This window comes from Bradyrhizobium sp. Leaf396 (assembly GCF_001424605.1).
Taxonomy (GTDB): Bacteria; Pseudomonadota; Alphaproteobacteria; order Rhizobiales; family Xanthobacteraceae; genus Bradyrhizobium; species Bradyrhizobium japonicum_C.
On sequence record NZ_LMQJ01000018.1, the window covers coordinates 30857 to 48992 of the forward strand.

Here is an 18136-nt window from a genome sequence, read left to right on the forward strand (position 1 = left end):
AGTTGGCTGACCTGCATAATCATCATGCTGCTCGCGCGATCAGATGTAGAACTTACGAAAACAGGCCTGAACGCGTGCAGTATCATTCAATCACTGCGAGCAAAGCCATATTGATGCACTGCGGTGTCAATTCTTCGCCTTGTTTTCGGCAGAGTTCCAGCGCCTGCTAGCGGGCATGTCGAGAGCATCGTGCAACGTCAACTCACCACTACCTGGGAATATTGCGGAAGCTGACGCCGACGCGCGAACCGGGCAAACGCGGCGCACGCTGCTGCTCGGGGCGCTTGCGACCAGCGCGTGTCTCGGCTGTTCCCCCCAAGTGCGAGCAGGCGAAGATCCGCCTGGCTCCGACGAACGCCCGCGGAAGGGCGATCTGCTCGTCTTCTCCGAGGGCGACAACGAGGGAAAGCTCATAACCGCAGCAGACGTGCCAGCTGGTGGACCTCCCGTGCATGCGTGGCCGAAAGATCCGAACACATCGGTCGTGCGGAGCGCCTCGCGGCTCAATGAAATCCTGATCATCCGGCTCGATCCGGCCGAGCTCGATGAGAAGACTCGCGCGCGCGCCGTCGACGGCATCATCGCCTATTCGGCGATCTGCTCGCATGCGGGCTGCCCCGTCACCGCCTGGGTGAAGAGCGATGTCGGCGACAAGGAGGTGTTCAAGTGCATGTGTCACAACTCCGAATATGATCCACGCTCGGGCGCGCAGGTCGTGTTCGGACCGGCGCCGCGACGGCTCGCGGCGTTGCCTCTGGCGCTGGCAGACGGATCGCTCAGCGTCGCCGGCAATTTCATGGGAAAGGTAGGTGGCGCGCAGCCAGGATGACCGACCGTTGCGGGCGCTGCCCGCGTCACGAGAGGCCACCTCCGCCGGCAGGCGGATGACGGAAACGAGCGACAAGAATTCAGAACAAGAATTCAAACGGATGAAAAAGGGGAACGTCCATGAAAACTTCCATGACCAGGAAGCAATGGTTACTGTCCGGCATCGTTGCCTTCACCTGCCTCGCCTCGACCGCCGCCATGTCAGGCCCGATCGAGAACTATTCTCCGGTCACCGCGCAGCGCCTGGAAAATCCGGAGCCAAGCAACTGGATGCTCTACCGGCGCACCTATGATGGGCATGGCTACAGTCCGCTCGACCAGATCAACACCTCGAACGTGAAAAACCTCACGCCGGTCTGGACCTTTGCCACCGGTGTGGTCGAGGGCCACCAAGCGCCGCCGATCGTCAATAATGGCGCGATGTTCGTGACGACCCCGATGGGTCAGGTGATAGCGTTGAACGCGAAGACTGGCGACGAATATTGGCGCTACAAGCGGCAGCTTCCCGACGATCTTTTCCAGCTGCATCCGACCAACCGCGGGGTCGGCCTGTGGGAGGACAAGCTTTTCCTCGCCACCACGGATGATCACGTGGTCGCGCTCGAAGCAAAGACCGGCAAGGTGGTGTGGGACACCAAGGTGCAGGACTACAGGAAGGGTCAGTACATGACCCTGATGCCGTTGATCGTCGACGGCAAAGTCATCGTCGGCGGCTCCGGCGGCGAGTTCGGCGTGCGCGGCTATATCGCCGCTTTTGACGCCAAGGACGGCAAGGAGCTGTGGCGAACCTATACGATCCCCGGCGAAGGCGAGCCCGGTCACGACACTTGGCAGGGCGACGACTGGAAGAATGGCGGTGGGTCGGCCTGGATGACCGGCAATTATGACAAGGAGACCAGGACGATCTATTGGGGTGTCGGAAACGCGGCGCCATGGCCCGGTGAGACCCATCCTGGCGACAATCTCTACACCGCATCGGTGCTGGCGCTCGATCCCGACACCGGCAAGATCAAGGCCTATCACCAGTACCACCAGAACGATTCCTGGGATTGGGACGAGGTCGAGGCGCCGATGCTGATCGATCTGCAGCGCAACGGTCGCACCATCAAGAGCCTGGTCCATCCGGGACGCGACGCGATCTTCTGGGTGCTCGAGCGGACGCCCACCAAGATCAACTATGTCGCCGGCTGGCCGTTCGTCTTCACCGATGTCTGGAAGGGCATCGACGAGACCGGCAAGCCGATCGTGGATCCTGCACACAAGCCGGTCATCGGTAAGCGCGTCGAGTTCTGTCCATCATTGTGGGGCGGGAAGGATTGGCCGTCGGCCGCCTATAGCCAGAGAACCGGGCTCGTGTACGTGCCTGCCAACGAGAACTTCTGCGGCGGTTTTACCGGCGAGAAGGTCCCCCTCAAGCCGGGCGAGCTCTGGCTCGGCACCAAGCCGGAAGATATCGGCCTGAAAACAAAGCCGGGCGCGGATCATTTCGGCGAGCTCCAGGCTTGGGATCCTTCCACGGGCAAGAAGGTGTGGCAGCACAACTTCCCCAAGTCGCAGCTGTTCGGATCAGTCACGGCGACGGCGGGCGATCTTGTCTTCGTCGGTGGGACCAACGACCGCAACTTCCGAGCCTTCCATGCCAAGACGGGCGAATTATTGTGGGAGCAGAAGACCAACTCCGGCATCGTCGGCATGCCGGTGTCCTATGAGATCGACGGTACGCAGTACATCGCGATCCAGTCGGGCTGGGGCGTGGACGCGCAGCGCATCCAGGATGCGCTCGTGACGAACAATATCGGCATCGAAGCCAACGTGCCGCAGGGCGGCGTCGTCTGGGTATTCGCGCTGAAGAAATAGCTCCGCGGGCGGATCGAAAGAAGCGGAGCAGCCGGGGGGTGGCGAATGCGGCGGACGGCAACGTCCGCCGCATTTGTGTGAGATGGGATGCTTCCCCGGCGCAAACGGCACGAGGTGCGCAAAGCCTGAGATCGCTATTTGCCCATACGTTCGACCTTGTCCTTTTCCTTCTGGTTCATCTCACGAATCTTCGGATCGGGATTGTGTTGCCCGGTGGTCTGGTTGGTCGAGGCGGGCGGGGCGTTGGCGTTTGGAAGGGAGTTCTGGTCCGGTCCAGTCGGCCGCGGGGCCGTGGCGGGCGGGGCTGTATTGCTCTGGGCCAACGCGCCGGAGGCCGTCAAAAGAAAGGCGCTCGCCAGCGAGACCGCGAGCGCCTTTGAGATGTTGATCATCGATCTGCTCCTGTCAGATCGATGGAAACGGTGTGAAGCCGCTTGTGTTCCGAAGCGCGATAGACTTCTGCCGCGCTCCTCTCTTTTCTGAGCATGATCAATCTGGAAAAGCGGGGTCCACTCTTCCGCATCATGCTCTATGCCTCCAATTGCTTGCCAATCGGAAGCGCGCGGATGCGTTTTCCCGTCGCGGCGAAGATCGCATTGATCAGTGCCGGCGCGAACGGCGGAACGCCGGGCTCTCCGACGCCGCTCGGCGGCGTGTCCGGATCGGCCGGCACGATGTAGACGTTGGTGACGACGGGAGAGTCATCCATCCTGACGACCTGGAAGTCGTCAAAATTCTTCTGCTGGACCTTGCCGTCCTTGAAGGTAATCTCGCCGAATTTGGCGAGGCTCAACCCCATGATCGCGGCACCCTCGATCTGCGAGGCAATGCGCTCGGGGTTGACATAGGTGCCGCAGTCGATCGCCGTGTCGACACGTGGCACCGTCAGTTTCCCCTTGTCGTCGACGGCGACCTCGACGATCGTGGCGATGTAGCTGACGAAGCTGCGGTGCACCGCGATGCCGAGACCGTGGCCCTTCGGCACCTTTCGCCCCCAATCGCCCTTCTCGGCAACCAGCTCGACCACCTTGCGCAGCCGCGCGGTATCGATCGGGTAGCTGTCGTAGGGTTCGCCATAGTTCCAGAGGTCCTTGACGTTGGGCTTGACCATGCGGGACGAGCCGATCAGCTCGAGCAGCATGTCTTTCTGATCGCGGCCGGTCGCCTGCGCGATCTCGCCCACCATCGATTGCACCGCGAAAGCGCGCGGGATGTTCGAGACCGAACGGAACCAGCCGATGCGGGTATGCGCGGCCGCTTCCGGATTCTCACAGGAGATGTTTGCAATCTCGAACGGCATATCGACGAGGCCCATGCCGACCTCGAACGGCGCTTGATGCACCGTGCCGGCGGCAAAGGTCGAAGCGATGCTCGGAGCGACGCTGCGGTGCCGCCAGGCGACCACCTTGCCGCTCTTGTCGAGGCCGGCTTCGATGCGTTCGACTGAGACAGTGTGCAGGAAGCCGTTGTGGATGTCGTCTTCCCGCGTCCACTGCACCTTCACCGGCGCGCCGAGCTCTTTCGACAGCAAGGCGGCTTCGAGCGCGAAGTCGCATTTCGACTTGCGGCCGAAACCGCCGCCGAGCAGCGTCACGTTGACGGTGACATTGCCTACGGGGATGCCGAGCGTCTTGGCAACGTCCTCGCGGGTACCGCCGGGGCTTTGCACCGGCGCCCAGATCTCGGCCTTGTCGCCCTTGACGTCGGCGACGGCCACCGGCGGCTCCATCGCGACATGGGCGAGATGCGGAATGTAGTACTCTCCGACGATCACCTTGTCGGCGCCCTTCAAGGTAGCGTCCGCATCGCCCTCTTTGCGCAGGACGAGGCCGGGCTTGCGCGAGGCTTCCTCGAGCTCCTTGCGATAGGCGACGGAGTCGTATTTGCCGTTGGGCCCGTCGTCCCAGACCAGCTTCAAGGCGTCGCGGCCCTTGATCGCGGCGCCGGTGTTGCGCGCGATAACGGCGACGCCGCCAAGCGGTTGGAATTTGGAGGGCCACGGCCAGCCGCGCACCTGCATCACCTTCTCGACGCCGGGGACTTTCAGAGCCGCGTCAGGCTCGAACGAAACCAGCTTGCCGCCCGTCACTGGCGGGCGGGCGATCACGGCATACTTCATACCGGGCAAGCGGACGTCCGCGCCGTAAAGCGCCTTGCCGGTGGTGATGTCGTGAAGATCGACGATGCCCACCTGTCCCTTTCCGAGATAGCGGAAGTCCTTGGGATTCTTCAGCTTCAGGCCTTCGATGCTCGGCACCGATTCCTTGGCTGCGTCCGCGGCGAGCTCGCCGAAGCCGAGCTTGCGGCCGCTGGCGCTGTGGACGACCTCATGGTTGACCGCCTTGACCTCGGTGGCCGGCACGCCCCAGCGCTTGGCCGCGGCCTGCTCCAGCATGGTGCGGGCGGAGGCGCCGATCTGGCGCATCGGCATCAGATAATGGCGCGTGCTGCGCGAGCCGTCGGTGTCCTGGTTGCCGAACTTGACCTCGTCGCCATGGGCCTGCTGCACCTTGACCCTGGACCAATCGGCTTCCATCTCCTCGGCCACGATCAAGGGTAGGCTGGTGCGCACGCCAGTGCCCATTTCCGAACGGTGCCCGATGATGGTGACGATGCCGTCCGGAGCGACCGAAACGAACACGCGCGGATCGACCACGACACCGTGCGGCATCTTGCCGGCGCCGGTCTCATAGGCGAGGGCCTGGCGCGAGATCACGGGGGCGGCGAGCACGAAGCCGCCGGTAACGCCGAGTCCTTTCAGGATGCTGCGGCGCGAGATCTTCTCGACCTTGATTTGCCTTTCGAAGCCGCGAAGCTTGCGGGGATTGTCGATGAAATTCATGTCACACCCCCGTCGATGCCAGATGGACGGCATTCTCGATGCGCTGATAGCAGCCGCAGCGGCAGATGTTGCCGGACATCGCCTCGCGGATCTGGTCATGCGAGGGTTTTGGATTTTCCATCAACAGCGCGGCCGCCTGCATGATCTGGCCGGCCTGGCAGAAGCCGCATTGTGGCACGTTGACCTGACGCCAGGCCTTCTGCACCGGATGATCGCCATTCGGATGCAGTCCCTCGATCGTGGTGACCTCGCGTCCGGCAACGTCGTTGACCGACGTGATGCAGGCGCGCACGGCCTGCTTGTCGACGATGACCGTGCAAGAGCCGCACAAGGCCTGGCCGCAGCCGTACTTGGTGCCGGTCAGCCCGGCTTCGTCACGCAGGAACCAGAGAAGCGGGAGATCCGGGTCGCCGTCCCAGCTCTGTTCCTGGCCGTTGATCTTCACCTTGATCATGATCATCCCTCGCTCTTCATAAGCATGCCCAATTCAACTTTCACCGACGCCGCCGGGCGACGGGTTCTTGCGTCGTTTCGCCCACATTCCGCCGTCGTCCCGAACGGGCAAATCCCGGAGGGAGGCAGGAACGCCATGGCGATGTCTGGATGTGCTCGATACCTCCCGTTTGTTCTTGATTGATTGAATTCGCGCGGCATCGTGAGGCGCGATCGTAACAGAGATCGCTCCGGCCCGGCGTTCACAGCCGAGTGTTCTCACCGGGAAAAGATTGCATCCACGGTTTGTCAAAAGCAGGGCGCGTCATCCCAGGTGTGCTTGCGAGATGGGCGCCAAACAAAAAAGGCTTCGTCCGCCACAAGACCGTGCGGACGAAGCAGGATGCCTCAGTCGAGGGAGGGAGAAACGCAGGCACCGCGACTTCAAGCAGGAAGCAAGCGGCCCTGCGCAGTCATTCAGAGACCAGGACTGAGGAGCCAATGGTCCTCAAATATGCGTGGCGCAGAAGCGGCGGCATCGCCGCGGTGGTCCCCGTGTTGGGGACCACTCCGGCTCGCTGGCGTCATACATGCCAGCGAGCGGATGGGGCCGAAGCTCGGCGGCCCCGATCAGGCGGCCATCTCAGGCCGCTTTGGCTTTCGCCACGTGAGTAGCGATCGCGTCCATCAGCGCCGGGGACAGGCAGTCGTAGGGCTCGAGGCCGAGCTCCTTCAGCCGCGAGCGGATGCCTGCCATCTGCTCGGGCTTCACGCCCGACTCGATCACCGAGGAGACGAAGGCGGCGAATTGCGGCGCCTGCGAACCCTGCTCCTGGAACAGTTCGGGATGGATGAAGTCGAGACCATAGAACGGGTGGCCCTTGTTCTCGATGCGTCCGTACATGTGCGTGCCGCAGGCCTTGCAGGCATAGCGCTGGATCACCGCGGAGGGATCGACGATCTGCAGCTTGTCGCCGTTCTCGAGCACGGTGACGTTCTGGCGCGGGACCACGGCGACGACGGAGAAGGTCGCGCCCTGCGGCTTCCAGCATTTGGTGCAGCCACAGGCGTGGTTGTGCGCGACGTCGCCCTTGATGCCGACCTTGACCGGGTGATCCGTGCATTTGCAGACCAGGGTGCCACCGGCGAAGCTGCCGCTGCCCTGCTTGATGCCGTTGTCGATCGAGGGATGGAGTGCAACAGTCATGGGTCGATCCTCCTTGTGTGATGGCTGTGAGCTAGAACACGACGACTGAACGGATGGATTTGCCCTCGTGCATGAGGTCAAAGCCCTTGTTGATCTCCTCGAGCTTCAGCACGTGGGTGATCATCGGATCGATCTGGATCTTTCCGTTCATGTACCAGTCGACGATCTTCGGCACGTCGGTGCGCCCGCGTGCGCCGCCGAAGGCGGTGCCGCGCCAGTTGCGCCCGGTGACGAGCTGGAAGGGGCGCGTGGAGATCTCCTTGCCGGCTTCGGCGACGCCGATGATGATCGAGGTGCCCCAGCCGCGGTGGCAGGCTTCCAAGGCCTGACGCATCACAGTGGTGTTGCCGGTGCAGTCGAAGGTGTAGTCGGCGCCGCCGTCAGTGAGGCCAACGAGGTGCTGGACGATGTCGCCGGTCACCTTCTTCGGGTTGACGAAGTGGGTCATGCCGAACCGCTTGCCCCACTCCTCCTTCGAGTCGTTGATGTCGACGCCGATGATCTTGTCGGCGCCGGCCATCTTGGCCCCCTGGATGACGTTGAGGCCGATGCCGCCAAGGCCGAACACGACCACGTTTGCGCCCGGCTCGACTTTCGCGGTGTTGACAACGGCCCCGACGCCGGTGGTGACGCCGCAGCCGATGTAGCAGCTCTTGTCGAACGGCGCGTCCTCGCGGATCTTGGCGACCGCGATCTCGGGCAGCACGGTGAAGTTCGAGAACGTCGAGCAGCCCATATAGTGGTAGATCGGCTTGCCCTTGTAGGAGAAACGGCTGGTGCCGTCGGGCATCACGCCCTTGCCCTGCGTCGCACGGATCGCGGTGCAGAGATTGGTCTTCTGGCTGAGGCAGCTTTTGCACTGCCGGCATTCCGGCGTGTAAAGCGGGATGACGTGATCGCCCGGCTTCACCGAGGTCACGCCCGGGCCGATCTCGCGGATGATGCCCGCACCCTCATGTCCCAGGATCGACGGAAAGATTCCTTCGCTGTCGAAGCCGTCGAGCGTGTAGGCGTCGGTATGGCAGATGCCGGTCGCCTTGATCTCGACCAGGACTTCGCCGGCCTTCGGGCCCTCCAGATCGATCTCGACGATCTCGAGCGGCTTCTTGGCCTCGAAAGCGACGGCGGCACGTGTCTTCATCGTAAAGCTCCTCAGATTCTCATAGGGCGCCGAGAGATGGTCTCGGCAGTCCCATAACGGTCATTTGTTGCCCATGCAGGCGTCTTCCGCCTTCTTGTACGCCTCTGTTTTCTCCTCCTTCTTGGCGGGACGCTGCCGGCCCCATGCTTCGGTGGAGCGGGCGCGCAGATAGACGTACAGGTCGTCCATGTAGCAGGCGACGTTCGGATTGTCGCCGAAAGCCGGCATGACGTTCTCCTGTGCGGTCGAAATATTCTTGCGACCGGAGGCGACTACGCCGAGGAAATCGCCGTAGCTCATGGTCTTGACAGAATCCTTGAGTGCCGGCGCGTAAGTGGAGCCCATGCCGTCCGGGCCATGGCAGACGTGGCAGTCGGAGTGATAGCGGCGATATCCGGAATAGGTGAACCAGTCCACGGTGCCGTCGGCCGAAATCTTGTAGGTCGGAATTCCTTCCTTATCGAGCCACTTTCCGTCGTCTTCCTTCTTCACGGCGGCCGGATCGCCCGGACCGTCCGCGATTGCAGTTCCTGCGGACGCAACGAAGATCATCAGCACGGCAATGACAGAGCAGATTTTACGCAAGAGATTGTCCTCGAGGCGTTCGGTGGAGACGAGCCGGCGCGTGGAGTTGATCCACGCGCCGAAGCGATGCTGAGCGAGGCCTAGTTCGGCAGCGAGAACACGGTCAGCGTACCGCCGAGTGCCGTGTAGTTGCTCAGAGCCGCATAGCCGCCGACTGCACCGAGACCTGCGGTCGGATCGGTCAAGCCTGCCGCCAGACCGATGCCGGCCCAACCACCTACGCCGGAGAGCACGGCAATGTACTGCTTGCCGTTGTTCTCATAGGTGGTGACGTTGCCGATGATGCCGGACGGAGTCTTGAACTTGTAGAGCTCCTTGCCCGACTTGGCGTCGACCGCCTTCAGGTAGCCTTCGAGTGTGCCGTAGAACACCACGCCACCTGCCGTTGCGAGCGCACCAGACCAGACCGAGAACTGCTCCTTGTTCGACCAGACGATCTTGCCCGTCTTGTTGTCCCAGGCGATGAAGTTGCCCATGTGGCTCTCACCCGGGGGCGGGTACATCGAGAGCGTCGCACCCACATAGGGCTGGCCCGCGGTGTAGCTCACCTTGAACGGCTCGTAGTCCATGCAGACGTGGTTGGTCGGGACGTAGAACAGCTGCGTGTCCGGCGAGTAGGCCGCCGGCTGCTGGTCCTTGGTGCCGAGCGCGGCCGGGCAGATGCCCTTCGTGTTCTTGTCCTCTCCGCCGTGCTCGGTCGAATATTGAGCAACGACTTTCGGCCGGCCGTAGGTCGGCGAGTTCTTGTCCATGTCGACGCCGCTGGTCCAGTTCACCTTCGGGTCGTACTTCTCGGCGACCAGCAATTCGCCCGTCTCACGGTCCATCGTGTAGGCAAGGCCGTTGCGGTCGAAGTGCGTCAGCAGCTTGCGGTTCTGGCCGTTAATCTGCTGATCGGTGAGGATCATTTCGTTGACGCCGTCATAGTCCCACTCGTCGTGCGGCGTCATCTGGTACACCCACTTCGCCATGCCGGTGTCGGCATCGCGCGCGAAGATCGTCATCGACCATTTGTTGTCGCCGGGTCGCTGCTTCGGGTTCCAGGTCGAGGGATTGCCCGATCCGTAATAGACGAGGTTCAGAGCGGGATCGTAGGAAATCCAGCCCCAGGTGCAGCCGCCGCCGATCTTCCACTGATCGCCCTGCCAGGTCTTGAGGGACGAGTCGGGGCCGACCGGCTTGCCGAGCGACATCGTCTTGGCGGGATCGACCTTGATCTGGTCGTCCGGGCCCTCGGAATAGGCACGCCAGACTTGTTTGCCAGACTTGAGGTCGTATGCGGTCAGATGGCACTGCACGCCGAACTCGCCGCCGGAAATGCCGACCATGACCTTGTCCTTGACGACCAGGGCGGACGAAGTGCCAGTCTCGCCCTTTGCCGGATTGCCGTTGGTGGCGGACCACGCAACCTGACCCGTCTTGGCATCGAGCGCGACGAGATTGGTGTCGGCCTGATGCAGGATGATCTTGCCGTCACCGTAGGCCAGGCCGCGATTGACGGTGTCGCAGCACATCACCGGAATGACATTGGGATCCTGCTTCGGCTCGTACTTCCATACGATCTTGTTCTCCTGCGAAAGGTCCATTGCGTAGACCTTGTTCGGGAACGGCGTGTGGACGTACATCATGTTGCCGATGATCAGCGGTCCCCCTTCATGGCCGCGCAACACGCCGGTCGAGAAGGTCCAGGCGACCTGGAGCTTGCCCACGTTTTGTGCGGTGATCTGGTTCAGCTTCGAATAGCGGGTGTTGGCGTAGTCGCCCGCCGGCATCACCCAGTCCTTCGGGTTCTGCGACATCTTGATCAGCTCGTCATTGGCTGAAGCGCCGCCGGCGGCGAGAGCCGCCGCCGAACCAAGACAGGTCGCCAGTAGCACCTTGCGCATAGTCATTCCTCCGTTGGTCTCGTTTATTGTTTCCGAAGCATTGCTCAATCGCCGGGCTTCCCGTCCGGCGTCTGCTCGTGCAGGGCGGTCACGATTGGGACCAGAAACGATGCTTGTGCTGTTTCCTCCTCCTGATGAGAGCCACGGGTCCACGTGCAGGAGCGGCCCGTTCTTGTTGTTCCTGCTACCATCCCTACCCACTTCACCATTGGGAAACTTGCCCAAGAGAGAAGCCGGTTTGCTCGACAGCGCACGGGGGCAAAGATTTTGATTTTGCAGTAGCGAATTCAGTTGCTTCCGCCCCGACTTCGGGCCGCTTTCAACGCTCAGGTTCCCCTTGACGGCGCTGCAACTAAGGCGGAGGATTGACTTTGAAGAGCGGCAATGGAACGCGGCGCTTGTTCCACAAGATTGCTCAAATTCGAGGTAACGTCGACGCAGTCACGGCTGAGGGCTCCAGCAGCGCTGGTCGCGATTCGCATCGAATCTCCGGATCAAACCAGTGGCTGGATTAATGTCCGACACCATTCACACGCTCTCGACGACCGGAATGACGCCGAAGCGGCAGATCCAGAGCTGGATCGACGGACTGACGAGCCTGTGTGGGCATTTCGAGGTCGATCCGCTGGAGGCGTCCTCGCTCGAGGGCCGCATCGACTACACGAGCGTCTCGCGCCTGAAGCTCTGCCAAATCGAGGTGAGCCAGCATCGCATCGCGCACACGTTGGCGCGTGCCAAGGCCAATGAGCACCCCTACATCAAGATCCACTTCCAAACCTACGGGGTGTCTTATTTCGAACAAGAAGGCCGTCACATCGAAATCAACCCTGGCGACATCATCGCCTACGATGTCTCGTGTCCGCATTCGATCATCAGCCCGGCCTTCACGCGTCACGACGTGGTGATCGTGCCGAAGGCACTGCTGCGCGACCGCGGATTCCCGTCGCAGCGGATGCCCGCCTGCAAGCTGTCGTCGAAGACAGGGACAGGGCGGATCGCCCATGACTTCGTGCACGCTACTTTCGACGAGGCGGCAAAGCTGTCGGCGAACAGCGCGGTCGGCGTCGCCGACTCGCTGATCGACCTGTTGTTGCTGCCGCTGCGCGAGGCCGACACGATGTTCGATCGTGTCGGGCCCGAAGCGATGTATGTGCGCGCGCAGTTCTTCATCCGCGAGCACTTGCGCGATCCGGATCTGTGCATCGACCAGATCTCGGCCGAGCTCGGCTGCTCCAAGCGCTATCTGCACATGTTGTTCTCGGAGCGCGGCACCACGGTGAGTGACTACATCTGGCAGGCGCGGTTGCAGAACTGTCGCCAGGAGCTCGAGGCCCACGCCGGCAAGACCATCACCGACGTCGCGTTCTCGTGGGGCTTCTCCAGCTCGTCGCATTTCAGCCGGGTGTTCCGGAAGTATTTTGGCGTGGTGCCGTCCTCGATCCACAAGGCGCAGCAGGGCACCGCGAACTCGGGCGGGCATTAGGCGTCTTGAGGCAACTCGCGCCGCGCGGCTAAATTCACGCCGGCGTTGCCACCAAAGCGACCAGCAGCACGGCGTAGCCTGGCATCACGCTCCAGTGCAGCCGGCGCAACCGTCGTGCGGCATTGGCATCCCCGGCGTCTCTCGCGCTGAGCTGGTTGTCTACCCGTCTCATGAACCGGCGTCCTCCCCAGGTCGCCAGGGCCACGATCATGCCGAGGAGGAGAGGCGCCATCCCGATGATGCCGATCACGCGTTGAACATTCCGCGCAGCAATTGGGCAACGGGTTGGATATCTAGCTCACCAGCAGGAAGGCCGCGGCGCAAGCGTGAAATAGCTCATGGGAAAGAGCAGGATGATCATAGCGGCGACGGCATCCGTGACATCGGCCTTCGTCCGCAGAAGGGCACAATCATAGCGGGAAAACGCGCTTCCGAAACTGGGCTTTGGTCGGACTCCCGGGCGGAAAGGGAGCAACCGCCGTGCCGGCGATGTCGCGAAGGTCAGGCCGGCTCGAGGCCGAGCGACTTTGCGCTCTCGATCCAGATCGGCAGCTCGCGCTGATACAGCGCATTGGTTTCCTTGAAGCCGATTGCGGGTTCGAGCACGAAGGTCGAGAGAACCTCTTTCACTTTCGGATCGTTGTTGGCGGCCACGCAGAGCTCGGCGATGCGATCAACGACCGGCTGCGGCGTCGCCTTCGGCACGGCCCAGCCGGTGAATCCGCTCACCGTAAAGAATTTTGACGTCGCGCCCTGCTCGGGAAGCGTCTTGATGGCCGGGATTGCGTCGACCTTCTTCGAGTGCACGGCGAACACGGTGCCGCGGTCGCTTTGCAGGACAGACTGTGCGGCCGTGTAGCTGCCCATCGCGGCATCGAGGGTGCCTTCCAGCATTCCCGTCCACATCGGCGCTTCGCCGCGATAGTGCACCGGCTCGATGTTGAGGCCGTACTGCTTGTTGAGCTCGTTGACTGTCATGTGCGGGGCCGATCCCGCGCTGTAGGTGCCGAAGTTCACCTTGCCGCTCTTGCGCGCGAAGGCGACGAAATCCTCCAGTGTCTTGACCCCGGTTTTCGGGTTTGCCACCAGCAGCAGGCCGGCGCCCGGAATGACGCTGACGAGGGTCAGGTCCTTGTCCATGTCGTAGCCGGGGTTCTTCATCACCACCCGGTTCATGATGTAGGTGGTCGAGATCGAGCACAGGATGGTATGGCCGTCCGGCTCGGCGCGGGCGACCTCGGCCGTGCCGATCGCGCCGGAAGCGCCGGGCTTGTTCTCGATGACGACGGTCTTGCCGACCTGCTTGGAGATGAACTCGCCATATGCGCGCGCGAGTAGGTCGGTCTGTCCACCTGCGGGATAGCTGCAAATCATCCGGATCTGCCGCGCCGGCCAAGCGCCTTGCGACGTGCCTTGCGCCCATGCGTTGCGCGCAGCGAATGGCATGGCAAGTGCAGTAGTACCGGCGGCGATGAAGTGACGGCGATCGAGCTTGGTCGACATGATTCTCTCCCACATTCTCGCCGAAATTACTGTATCAGGCGGTCTCTGCCATCGGCTGCAGCCGAGACAGATTGGCGCATTGGTTACATCGGTCAGCTCGCGAGGCCTGCGCGCTGCGTCATTGGCCGACATGCCCGGTCGACGCATGGATTCCGGTTCGCCTGCGGCGCCCCGGAATGACAGGCAATCACCGCTGAATGATCTTCGTCCAGACGTCGCCCAGAATCGCTGGCTCTCGCGGCGGCAGATAGGTGAGGCCGGCCTGCTTGCCGAACTCGGCGATCTTGCCCTCAGCGGCGAGCTCCGTCAGTGCCTTGTTGACCGCATCGATCAGGGCTGGATCGCTGGCGAGCCCGACATAGCCGCGATTGGCGCCGATCGGGTAGTAATAGCCGGACGCAGTCACGCTCGTGTCTGGATGGGCGGCGCGATGGGCATCCAAGCGCGCAAGGTCGATCAGTGTCGCATCGTAATCACCGCGCTGCACCGCGCCGAGGAGGTCGTCGCGGCCAGGAACGAGATGGGTGATGCTGTCGATCAGGCGTCCTTTGTCGAAGGTCATCAGGATGGCATCGCCGAGCGAGCCGCTTTCGATGGCGAGACGAAGGCCGGCAAGATCGCCGATGCCGCCGATCTTGCGGCCCTTCGCCTTGGGCCCGAGCGCCACCGTCATGGGCGAATAGACGTATGGTTGGCTCGGCGCGAGCGCGCCGAGCTCGACGCGGCGTCGCCGGTCCTCGCGCGTGGCGCCGGCGAAACCCGGCAGGCGCGCCGTCTTCATGCCCGGCTTGACCAGGGAATCCGTCGTCAGCGCGTAGCCGCCGACCAATGCGCAGCGCCCGTCGGAGAGCAGCGCATTGGCCTCGAGCTGCGGGCTGGCATCCTCATCGAGCTTGCTCTCGAACCACAGGATCGTCAGCGGCCGGCGCAGGCGCTCGGCGACGGCTTGCGCCAGCAGCACGTCGAAGCCGGCATCCGGCTTGCCCTTTTGATGCACCGACAGCGGCGGCCGGTCTTCGTCGAGACAGATCTTCAGCGGATCCTCGGCCGCGTATGCGGCACGCGGCGCCGCTGCTAGGACCGCGGCGATGCTCCAGGCGACAAGCCAGCGTCTCATGGCTTCCTCCGGCTGGAGACGAAGGCCCACAGGTTCCCGATCTCGTCGTCGGTGAGGATGTCGCCCCAGGGCGGCATCTTGTTGTTCTTGCCGTTCTTCACCGTGGTGATGAAACGCGTCTTGTCGTCGGGTATGGCGCGCAGGTCCGGCGTGATGGTGCCGGAGTTCATCAGATTGGGGCCATGACAATGCGAGCATTTCGAGGCATAGGTCGACTTGCCATGATCGATCTGCGCCTGCATGGAATTGGCGGCAGCGTCGTCGGCGCGAACGGTCGCCGCAAGCGCGACCGACAGCACCGCGACGGCGGCGATCACCGCCGCCGTCTTGTGAGACATCACTTTCAGCATCGTGTCCGTGGTTACTGCTTCACTGCAAAGACCCACAGCGAACCGCCGGGCGGCACCTTGGCCAGCCGCTCGTCGCCCGAGAACAGCGAGTAGACGCCGCCATAGCCGCTCGTCACGGCAACGTATTGCACGCCGTCCTGCTGCCAGGTGACGGGTTGCCCCTCGATGCCGGACCCGGTCTGGAACTGCCAGAGCTTCTTACCGGTGTCGGCATCGAAGGCCTCGAACTCGCCGGTCAGGGCGCCCGAGAACACCACGCCTCCGGCCGTCGACAGCACGCCCGAGAAGCGCGGAATGTCGCTCGGCGCTTCCCACTTCGACTTGCCGGTCATGGGGTCAATGGCCTTGAGGTGTCCGCGCGGCCCGTCCCCGAACTCCCAGGGATCGGTCAGGTCCATGCCGAGATACCATTCACCCTGCTTGAAGGTGACAGGCTCGGCCTTGTACTTGCCGCCGAAGTTGAGCGTGTTGGCATAGGCGAGGCCGGTCTGAGGATTGAACGACATCGGCTCCCAATTCTTGCCGCCGAGAATGGACGGATAGACCGTCACCTTCTTGCCTTCCCTCGCGTCCTTCGCAACGTCCGTCTCGATCGGACGGCCGGTCTTCATGTCGACGCCGGTCGCCCAGTTCACCTTCACGTAAGGATTGGCCGCAAGCAGCTTGCCGTCGGTGCGGTCAAGCACGTAGAAGAAGCCGTTTCGGTTGGCGTTCATCAGCACCTTTGTCGGCTTGCCCCCGACGTTCATGTCGGCGAGGACCATCTCTGCGACTGCGTCGTAGTCGAACGGATTGTTCGGCGAGAACTGGTAGTGCCACTTGATCTTGCCTGTCTTGGGATCCATCGCGAGGACGGAGCAGGTATAAAGATTGTCGCCGGGCCGTACCGCTGCGTTGAACGGGCCGGGATTGCCGGTGCCCCAATAGACCGTCTTCAACTCGGGATCGTACGAGCCCGTAATCCACGTCGAGCCGCCGCCGAGTTTCCAGGTGTCGCCTTTCCAGGTGTCGCCGCCGGGCTCATCCGGCGAAGGAATCGAATGGGTGCGCCAGAGATGCTTGCCGGTCGCCGGGTCCCATCCGTCGATGAAGCCACGCGTGCCGAATTCCGCGCCTGAGACGCCTGTGATGACGACGCCTTCGGCCACCAGCGGAGCCACGGTCATCGAATAGCCTTCCTTGATGTCGGCCGCCTTCTGCCGCCACAGCTCCTTGCCGTTCTTGGCGTCGATCGCAATCACGTGGGCATCGAGCGTGGTGCGGAACAGCTTGCCTTCATGGATCGCGACGCCGCGGTTGATGATGCCGCAGCAGACGATCCGAGGCGTCTCGGCCGGATATTCGATTTTGCTCTTCCAGATCTGCTTGCCGGTTTTGGCATCGACTGCCATGGTGGCATTGTGCGTGGTCACGTAGATCACGCCCTGATAGACAATGGGCTGCGATTCCTCACTGCGATCGTCATTGAAGCTGTAATTCCAGATCGGGACGAGGTTCTTGACCGTATCCTTGTTGATCTGGTTCAGCGTCGAAAAACGCTGCAGATGATAGCCCATTCCATAATTGAGAACATTCGATGTGTCGGTCGCGCCCTTGACCAGCTGCTCGGTCGTTTGTGCATTTGCACAGGTTGACGCAAGCATGACGAGGCCTGCGGCCATCGCAAAGCGTTTCATCCGTTCCTCCCAATATGCGCGCCTTTTGACGCTGCAGGAGCAACACTCCGCCCGAATGCAAAACGCGTCAATACGAAAGTCGCAAATGGGACGCCGGATCTTGAACGGCAGATGCCGGTCACCTGACGGAAACCTTACAAGGTGCTAGCAATTGTGTGCAGACGCTGCAGAAAATTCGCGCCACGAAGCCCGTTTGGGCGCTTGGCGCGGCGGCCTTCCCTGAGTTGTGGCGCGGGCAGGTTGCAATTTTCAACTTGAACCCGGTCTCGTTTGTGGACTTATGTCGTCTCCGATCCTGCTCGGATCGAGGTTCTCAGGAGGTTTGGATGACGTCGATTCGCCCGTTTTCGCTTGCGCTCACGATTGCATTGCTGTCCGGCCCGGCCCACGCGGCATCCGGCAGCGCGGTCAAGATGTTCGATACAGACAATGATGGCACGCTCGATATGGCTGAGGTGAGAAAGGCTGCCAGCGCGCTGTTCACCAAGCTCGACCCCGATCGGGACGGCACGCTCGATGCGCGTGAGTTGCGCGGACGGTTGTCGGCGAAAGAGCTCGCAGCAGCCGATCCAGATCGCGACGGGACCCTGACGCTCGATGAATATCTATCGGTTGTGGAGCAGCGCTTCAATGCGGCCAATCCGGACAAGGACGGGACGCTGGATGCAAAGGAGCTGAACGCGCGGCCCGGCCGCGCGCTTCTGCGGCTCATGCGTTGACCCGGCTTTGCCGGCGAGTTTAATTCCGACCGGCAAGCCCGGAACATCGGGCGGCTCGCCCTGTTCTCTTCGCGATGTCCTGCTCGGCGCCGGGGCAGCGCAGCGGGAGAAGAGGAGAAGCAGATGAACACGAAGCGTTCCATTCTTGCTGCCTGCGCGATCCTGACCTTGAGCGCGGGGGTCGCCATTGCTGGCCCGTGCAACACGAGCAGCGCCAGCACTGACAAGACCGACAAGGATGCCGGCTCCGGCCCGGTCACAATAGGTTCGGCGCAGTCGCAGGGTTCGTCTGGCGAAGCGGGTCAGCATCCGCCCACCAGCACGATGAATCGCGCCAGCGGCGGTGCGGCTGCCTCGTCAGAAGACGCTCAGCGGCAAATGCAGAGCCAGCCAACCGCGGCGGAACGGGCGGAAGGTGCCAAGTCCAGTACGCAAACGGCGGGCAAGGACTGCTGACCGCGCGGCACATGTGTCGATTCGAGCGCCGCTTGAAGTGCCAGGTCTCTTCGC

17 protein-coding genes are annotated in these 18136 nt (G+C 62.5%); 5 read left to right on the forward strand and 12 right to left on the reverse strand.

The annotated features are described in order from the left end of the window. Positions 1-175 precede the first annotated feature (175 nt). Both ASG57_RS18345 and ASG57_RS18350 read left to right on the forward strand, forming a co-directional pair. Complete coding sequence (locus ASG57_RS18345) at positions 176-829, forward strand: QcrA and Rieske domain-containing protein (protein WP_024342569.1); 654 nt, start codon at positions 176-178, stop codon at positions 827-829. A gap of 131 nt (positions 830-960) precedes the next feature. Further along, positions 961-2685, forward strand: coding sequence for a methanol/ethanol family PQQ-dependent dehydrogenase (locus ASG57_RS18350; RefSeq protein ID WP_024342568.1), 1725 nt, complete (start codon positions 961-963; stop codon positions 2683-2685). Between the two features lie 134 nt (positions 2686-2819). Here the strand turns inward: ASG57_RS18350 and ASG57_RS18355 are convergent, their stop codons facing one another. The 7 genes from ASG57_RS18355 to xoxF5 all read right to left on the reverse strand — a co-directional run bounded on the left by ASG57_RS18355 (position 2820) and on the right by xoxF5 (position 10778). After that, positions 2820-3077, reverse strand: coding sequence for a hypothetical protein (locus ASG57_RS18355; RefSeq protein ID WP_057196935.1), 258 nt, complete (start codon positions 3075-3077; stop codon positions 2820-2822). A gap of 137 nt (positions 3078-3214) precedes the next feature. Next, positions 3215-5527, reverse strand: coding sequence for a xanthine dehydrogenase family protein molybdopterin-binding subunit (locus tag ASG57_RS18360; protein WP_057196936.1), 2313 nt, complete (start codon positions 5525-5527; stop codon positions 3215-3217). Position 5528: 1 nt separating this feature from the next. Then, a complete protein-coding gene (locus ASG57_RS18365; RefSeq protein ID WP_024342565.1) occupies positions 5529-5981 on the reverse strand; it encodes a (2Fe-2S)-binding protein in 453 nt (150 codons plus the stop codon). A 621-nt stretch (positions 5982-6602) separates the two neighbouring features. Next, the gene (gfa, locus tag ASG57_RS18370; protein ID WP_057196937.1) at positions 6603-7166 is read right to left on the reverse strand and encodes an S-(hydroxymethyl)glutathione synthase; all 564 of its coding nucleotides are present in this window, start codon (positions 7164-7166) and stop codon (positions 6603-6605) included. 31 nt (positions 7167-7197) lie between these two features. Then, entirely contained in the window at positions 7198-8307 is a 1110-nt protein-coding gene (locus tag ASG57_RS18375) for an S-(hydroxymethyl)glutathione dehydrogenase/class III alcohol dehydrogenase (protein ID WP_024342563.1), read from the reverse strand. A gap of 60 nt (positions 8308-8367) precedes the next feature. After that, positions 8368-8859 (reverse strand): c-type cytochrome, methanol metabolism-related, encoded by a 492-nt coding sequence (locus tag ASG57_RS18380; protein ID WP_024342562.1) that lies wholly within the window; start codon positions 8857-8859, stop codon positions 8368-8370. Between the two features lie 113 nt (positions 8860-8972). After that, positions 8973-10778, reverse strand: coding sequence for a lanthanide-dependent methanol dehydrogenase XoxF5 (gene xoxF5, locus ASG57_RS18385; RefSeq protein ID WP_024342561.1), 1806 nt, complete (start codon positions 10776-10778; stop codon positions 8973-8975). Between the two features lie 514 nt (positions 10779-11292). Between xoxF5 and ASG57_RS18390 the strand changes: the two genes are divergently transcribed. Beyond that, on the forward strand, positions 11293-12261 hold the full coding sequence (locus ASG57_RS18390) for a helix-turn-helix domain-containing protein (protein WP_024342560.1): 969 nt from the start codon (positions 11293-11295) through the stop codon (positions 12259-12261). Between the two features lie 34 nt (positions 12262-12295). Here ASG57_RS18390 and ASG57_RS18395 read toward each other — a convergent pair whose 3' ends face one another. From ASG57_RS18395 to ASG57_RS18415, 5 genes are all read right to left on the reverse strand, one after another. Next, the gene (locus tag ASG57_RS18395; RefSeq protein WP_230646695.1) at positions 12296-12511 is read right to left on the reverse strand and encodes a hypothetical protein; all 216 of its coding nucleotides are present in this window, start codon (positions 12509-12511) and stop codon (positions 12296-12298) included. A 251-nt stretch (positions 12512-12762) separates the two neighbouring features. Then, positions 12763-13764, reverse strand: a complete 1002-nt coding sequence (locus ASG57_RS18400) for a Bug family tripartite tricarboxylate transporter substrate binding protein (protein ID WP_024342559.1) — start codon at positions 13762-13764, stop codon at positions 12763-12765. A 187-nt stretch (positions 13765-13951) separates the two neighbouring features. Then, positions 13952-14881, reverse strand: a complete 930-nt coding sequence (locus tag ASG57_RS18405) for a substrate-binding periplasmic protein (RefSeq protein ID WP_057196938.1) — start codon at positions 14879-14881, stop codon at positions 13952-13954. Next, positions 14878-15231 carry a c-type cytochrome gene (locus ASG57_RS18410; RefSeq protein ID WP_024342557.1) on the reverse strand — a complete coding sequence of 118 codons (354 nt, stop codon included), beginning with the start codon at positions 15229-15231 and terminating at the stop codon, positions 14878-14880. Before ASG57_RS18410 ends, ASG57_RS18405 begins: the two co-directional genes overlap by 4 nt. 11 nt (positions 15232-15242) lie before the next feature. After that, positions 15243-16907, reverse strand: coding sequence for a methanol/ethanol family PQQ-dependent dehydrogenase (locus ASG57_RS18415; protein ID WP_057196939.1), 1665 nt, complete (start codon positions 16905-16907; stop codon positions 15243-15245). A 326-nt stretch (positions 16908-17233) separates the two neighbouring features. Here ASG57_RS18415 and lanM point away from each other — a divergent pair, with 326 nt between their 5' ends. Both lanM and ASG57_RS18425 read left to right on the forward strand, forming a co-directional pair. Next, a complete protein-coding gene (gene lanM / locus ASG57_RS18420; protein WP_024342555.1) occupies positions 17234-17626 on the forward strand; it encodes a lanmodulin LanM in 393 nt (130 codons plus the stop codon). Between the two features lie 123 nt (positions 17627-17749). Next, positions 17750-18082 carry a hypothetical protein gene (locus ASG57_RS18425; RefSeq protein ID WP_057196940.1) on the forward strand — a complete coding sequence of 111 codons (333 nt, stop codon included), beginning with the start codon at positions 17750-17752 and terminating at the stop codon, positions 18080-18082. Positions 18083-18136: the final 54 nt, after the last annotated feature.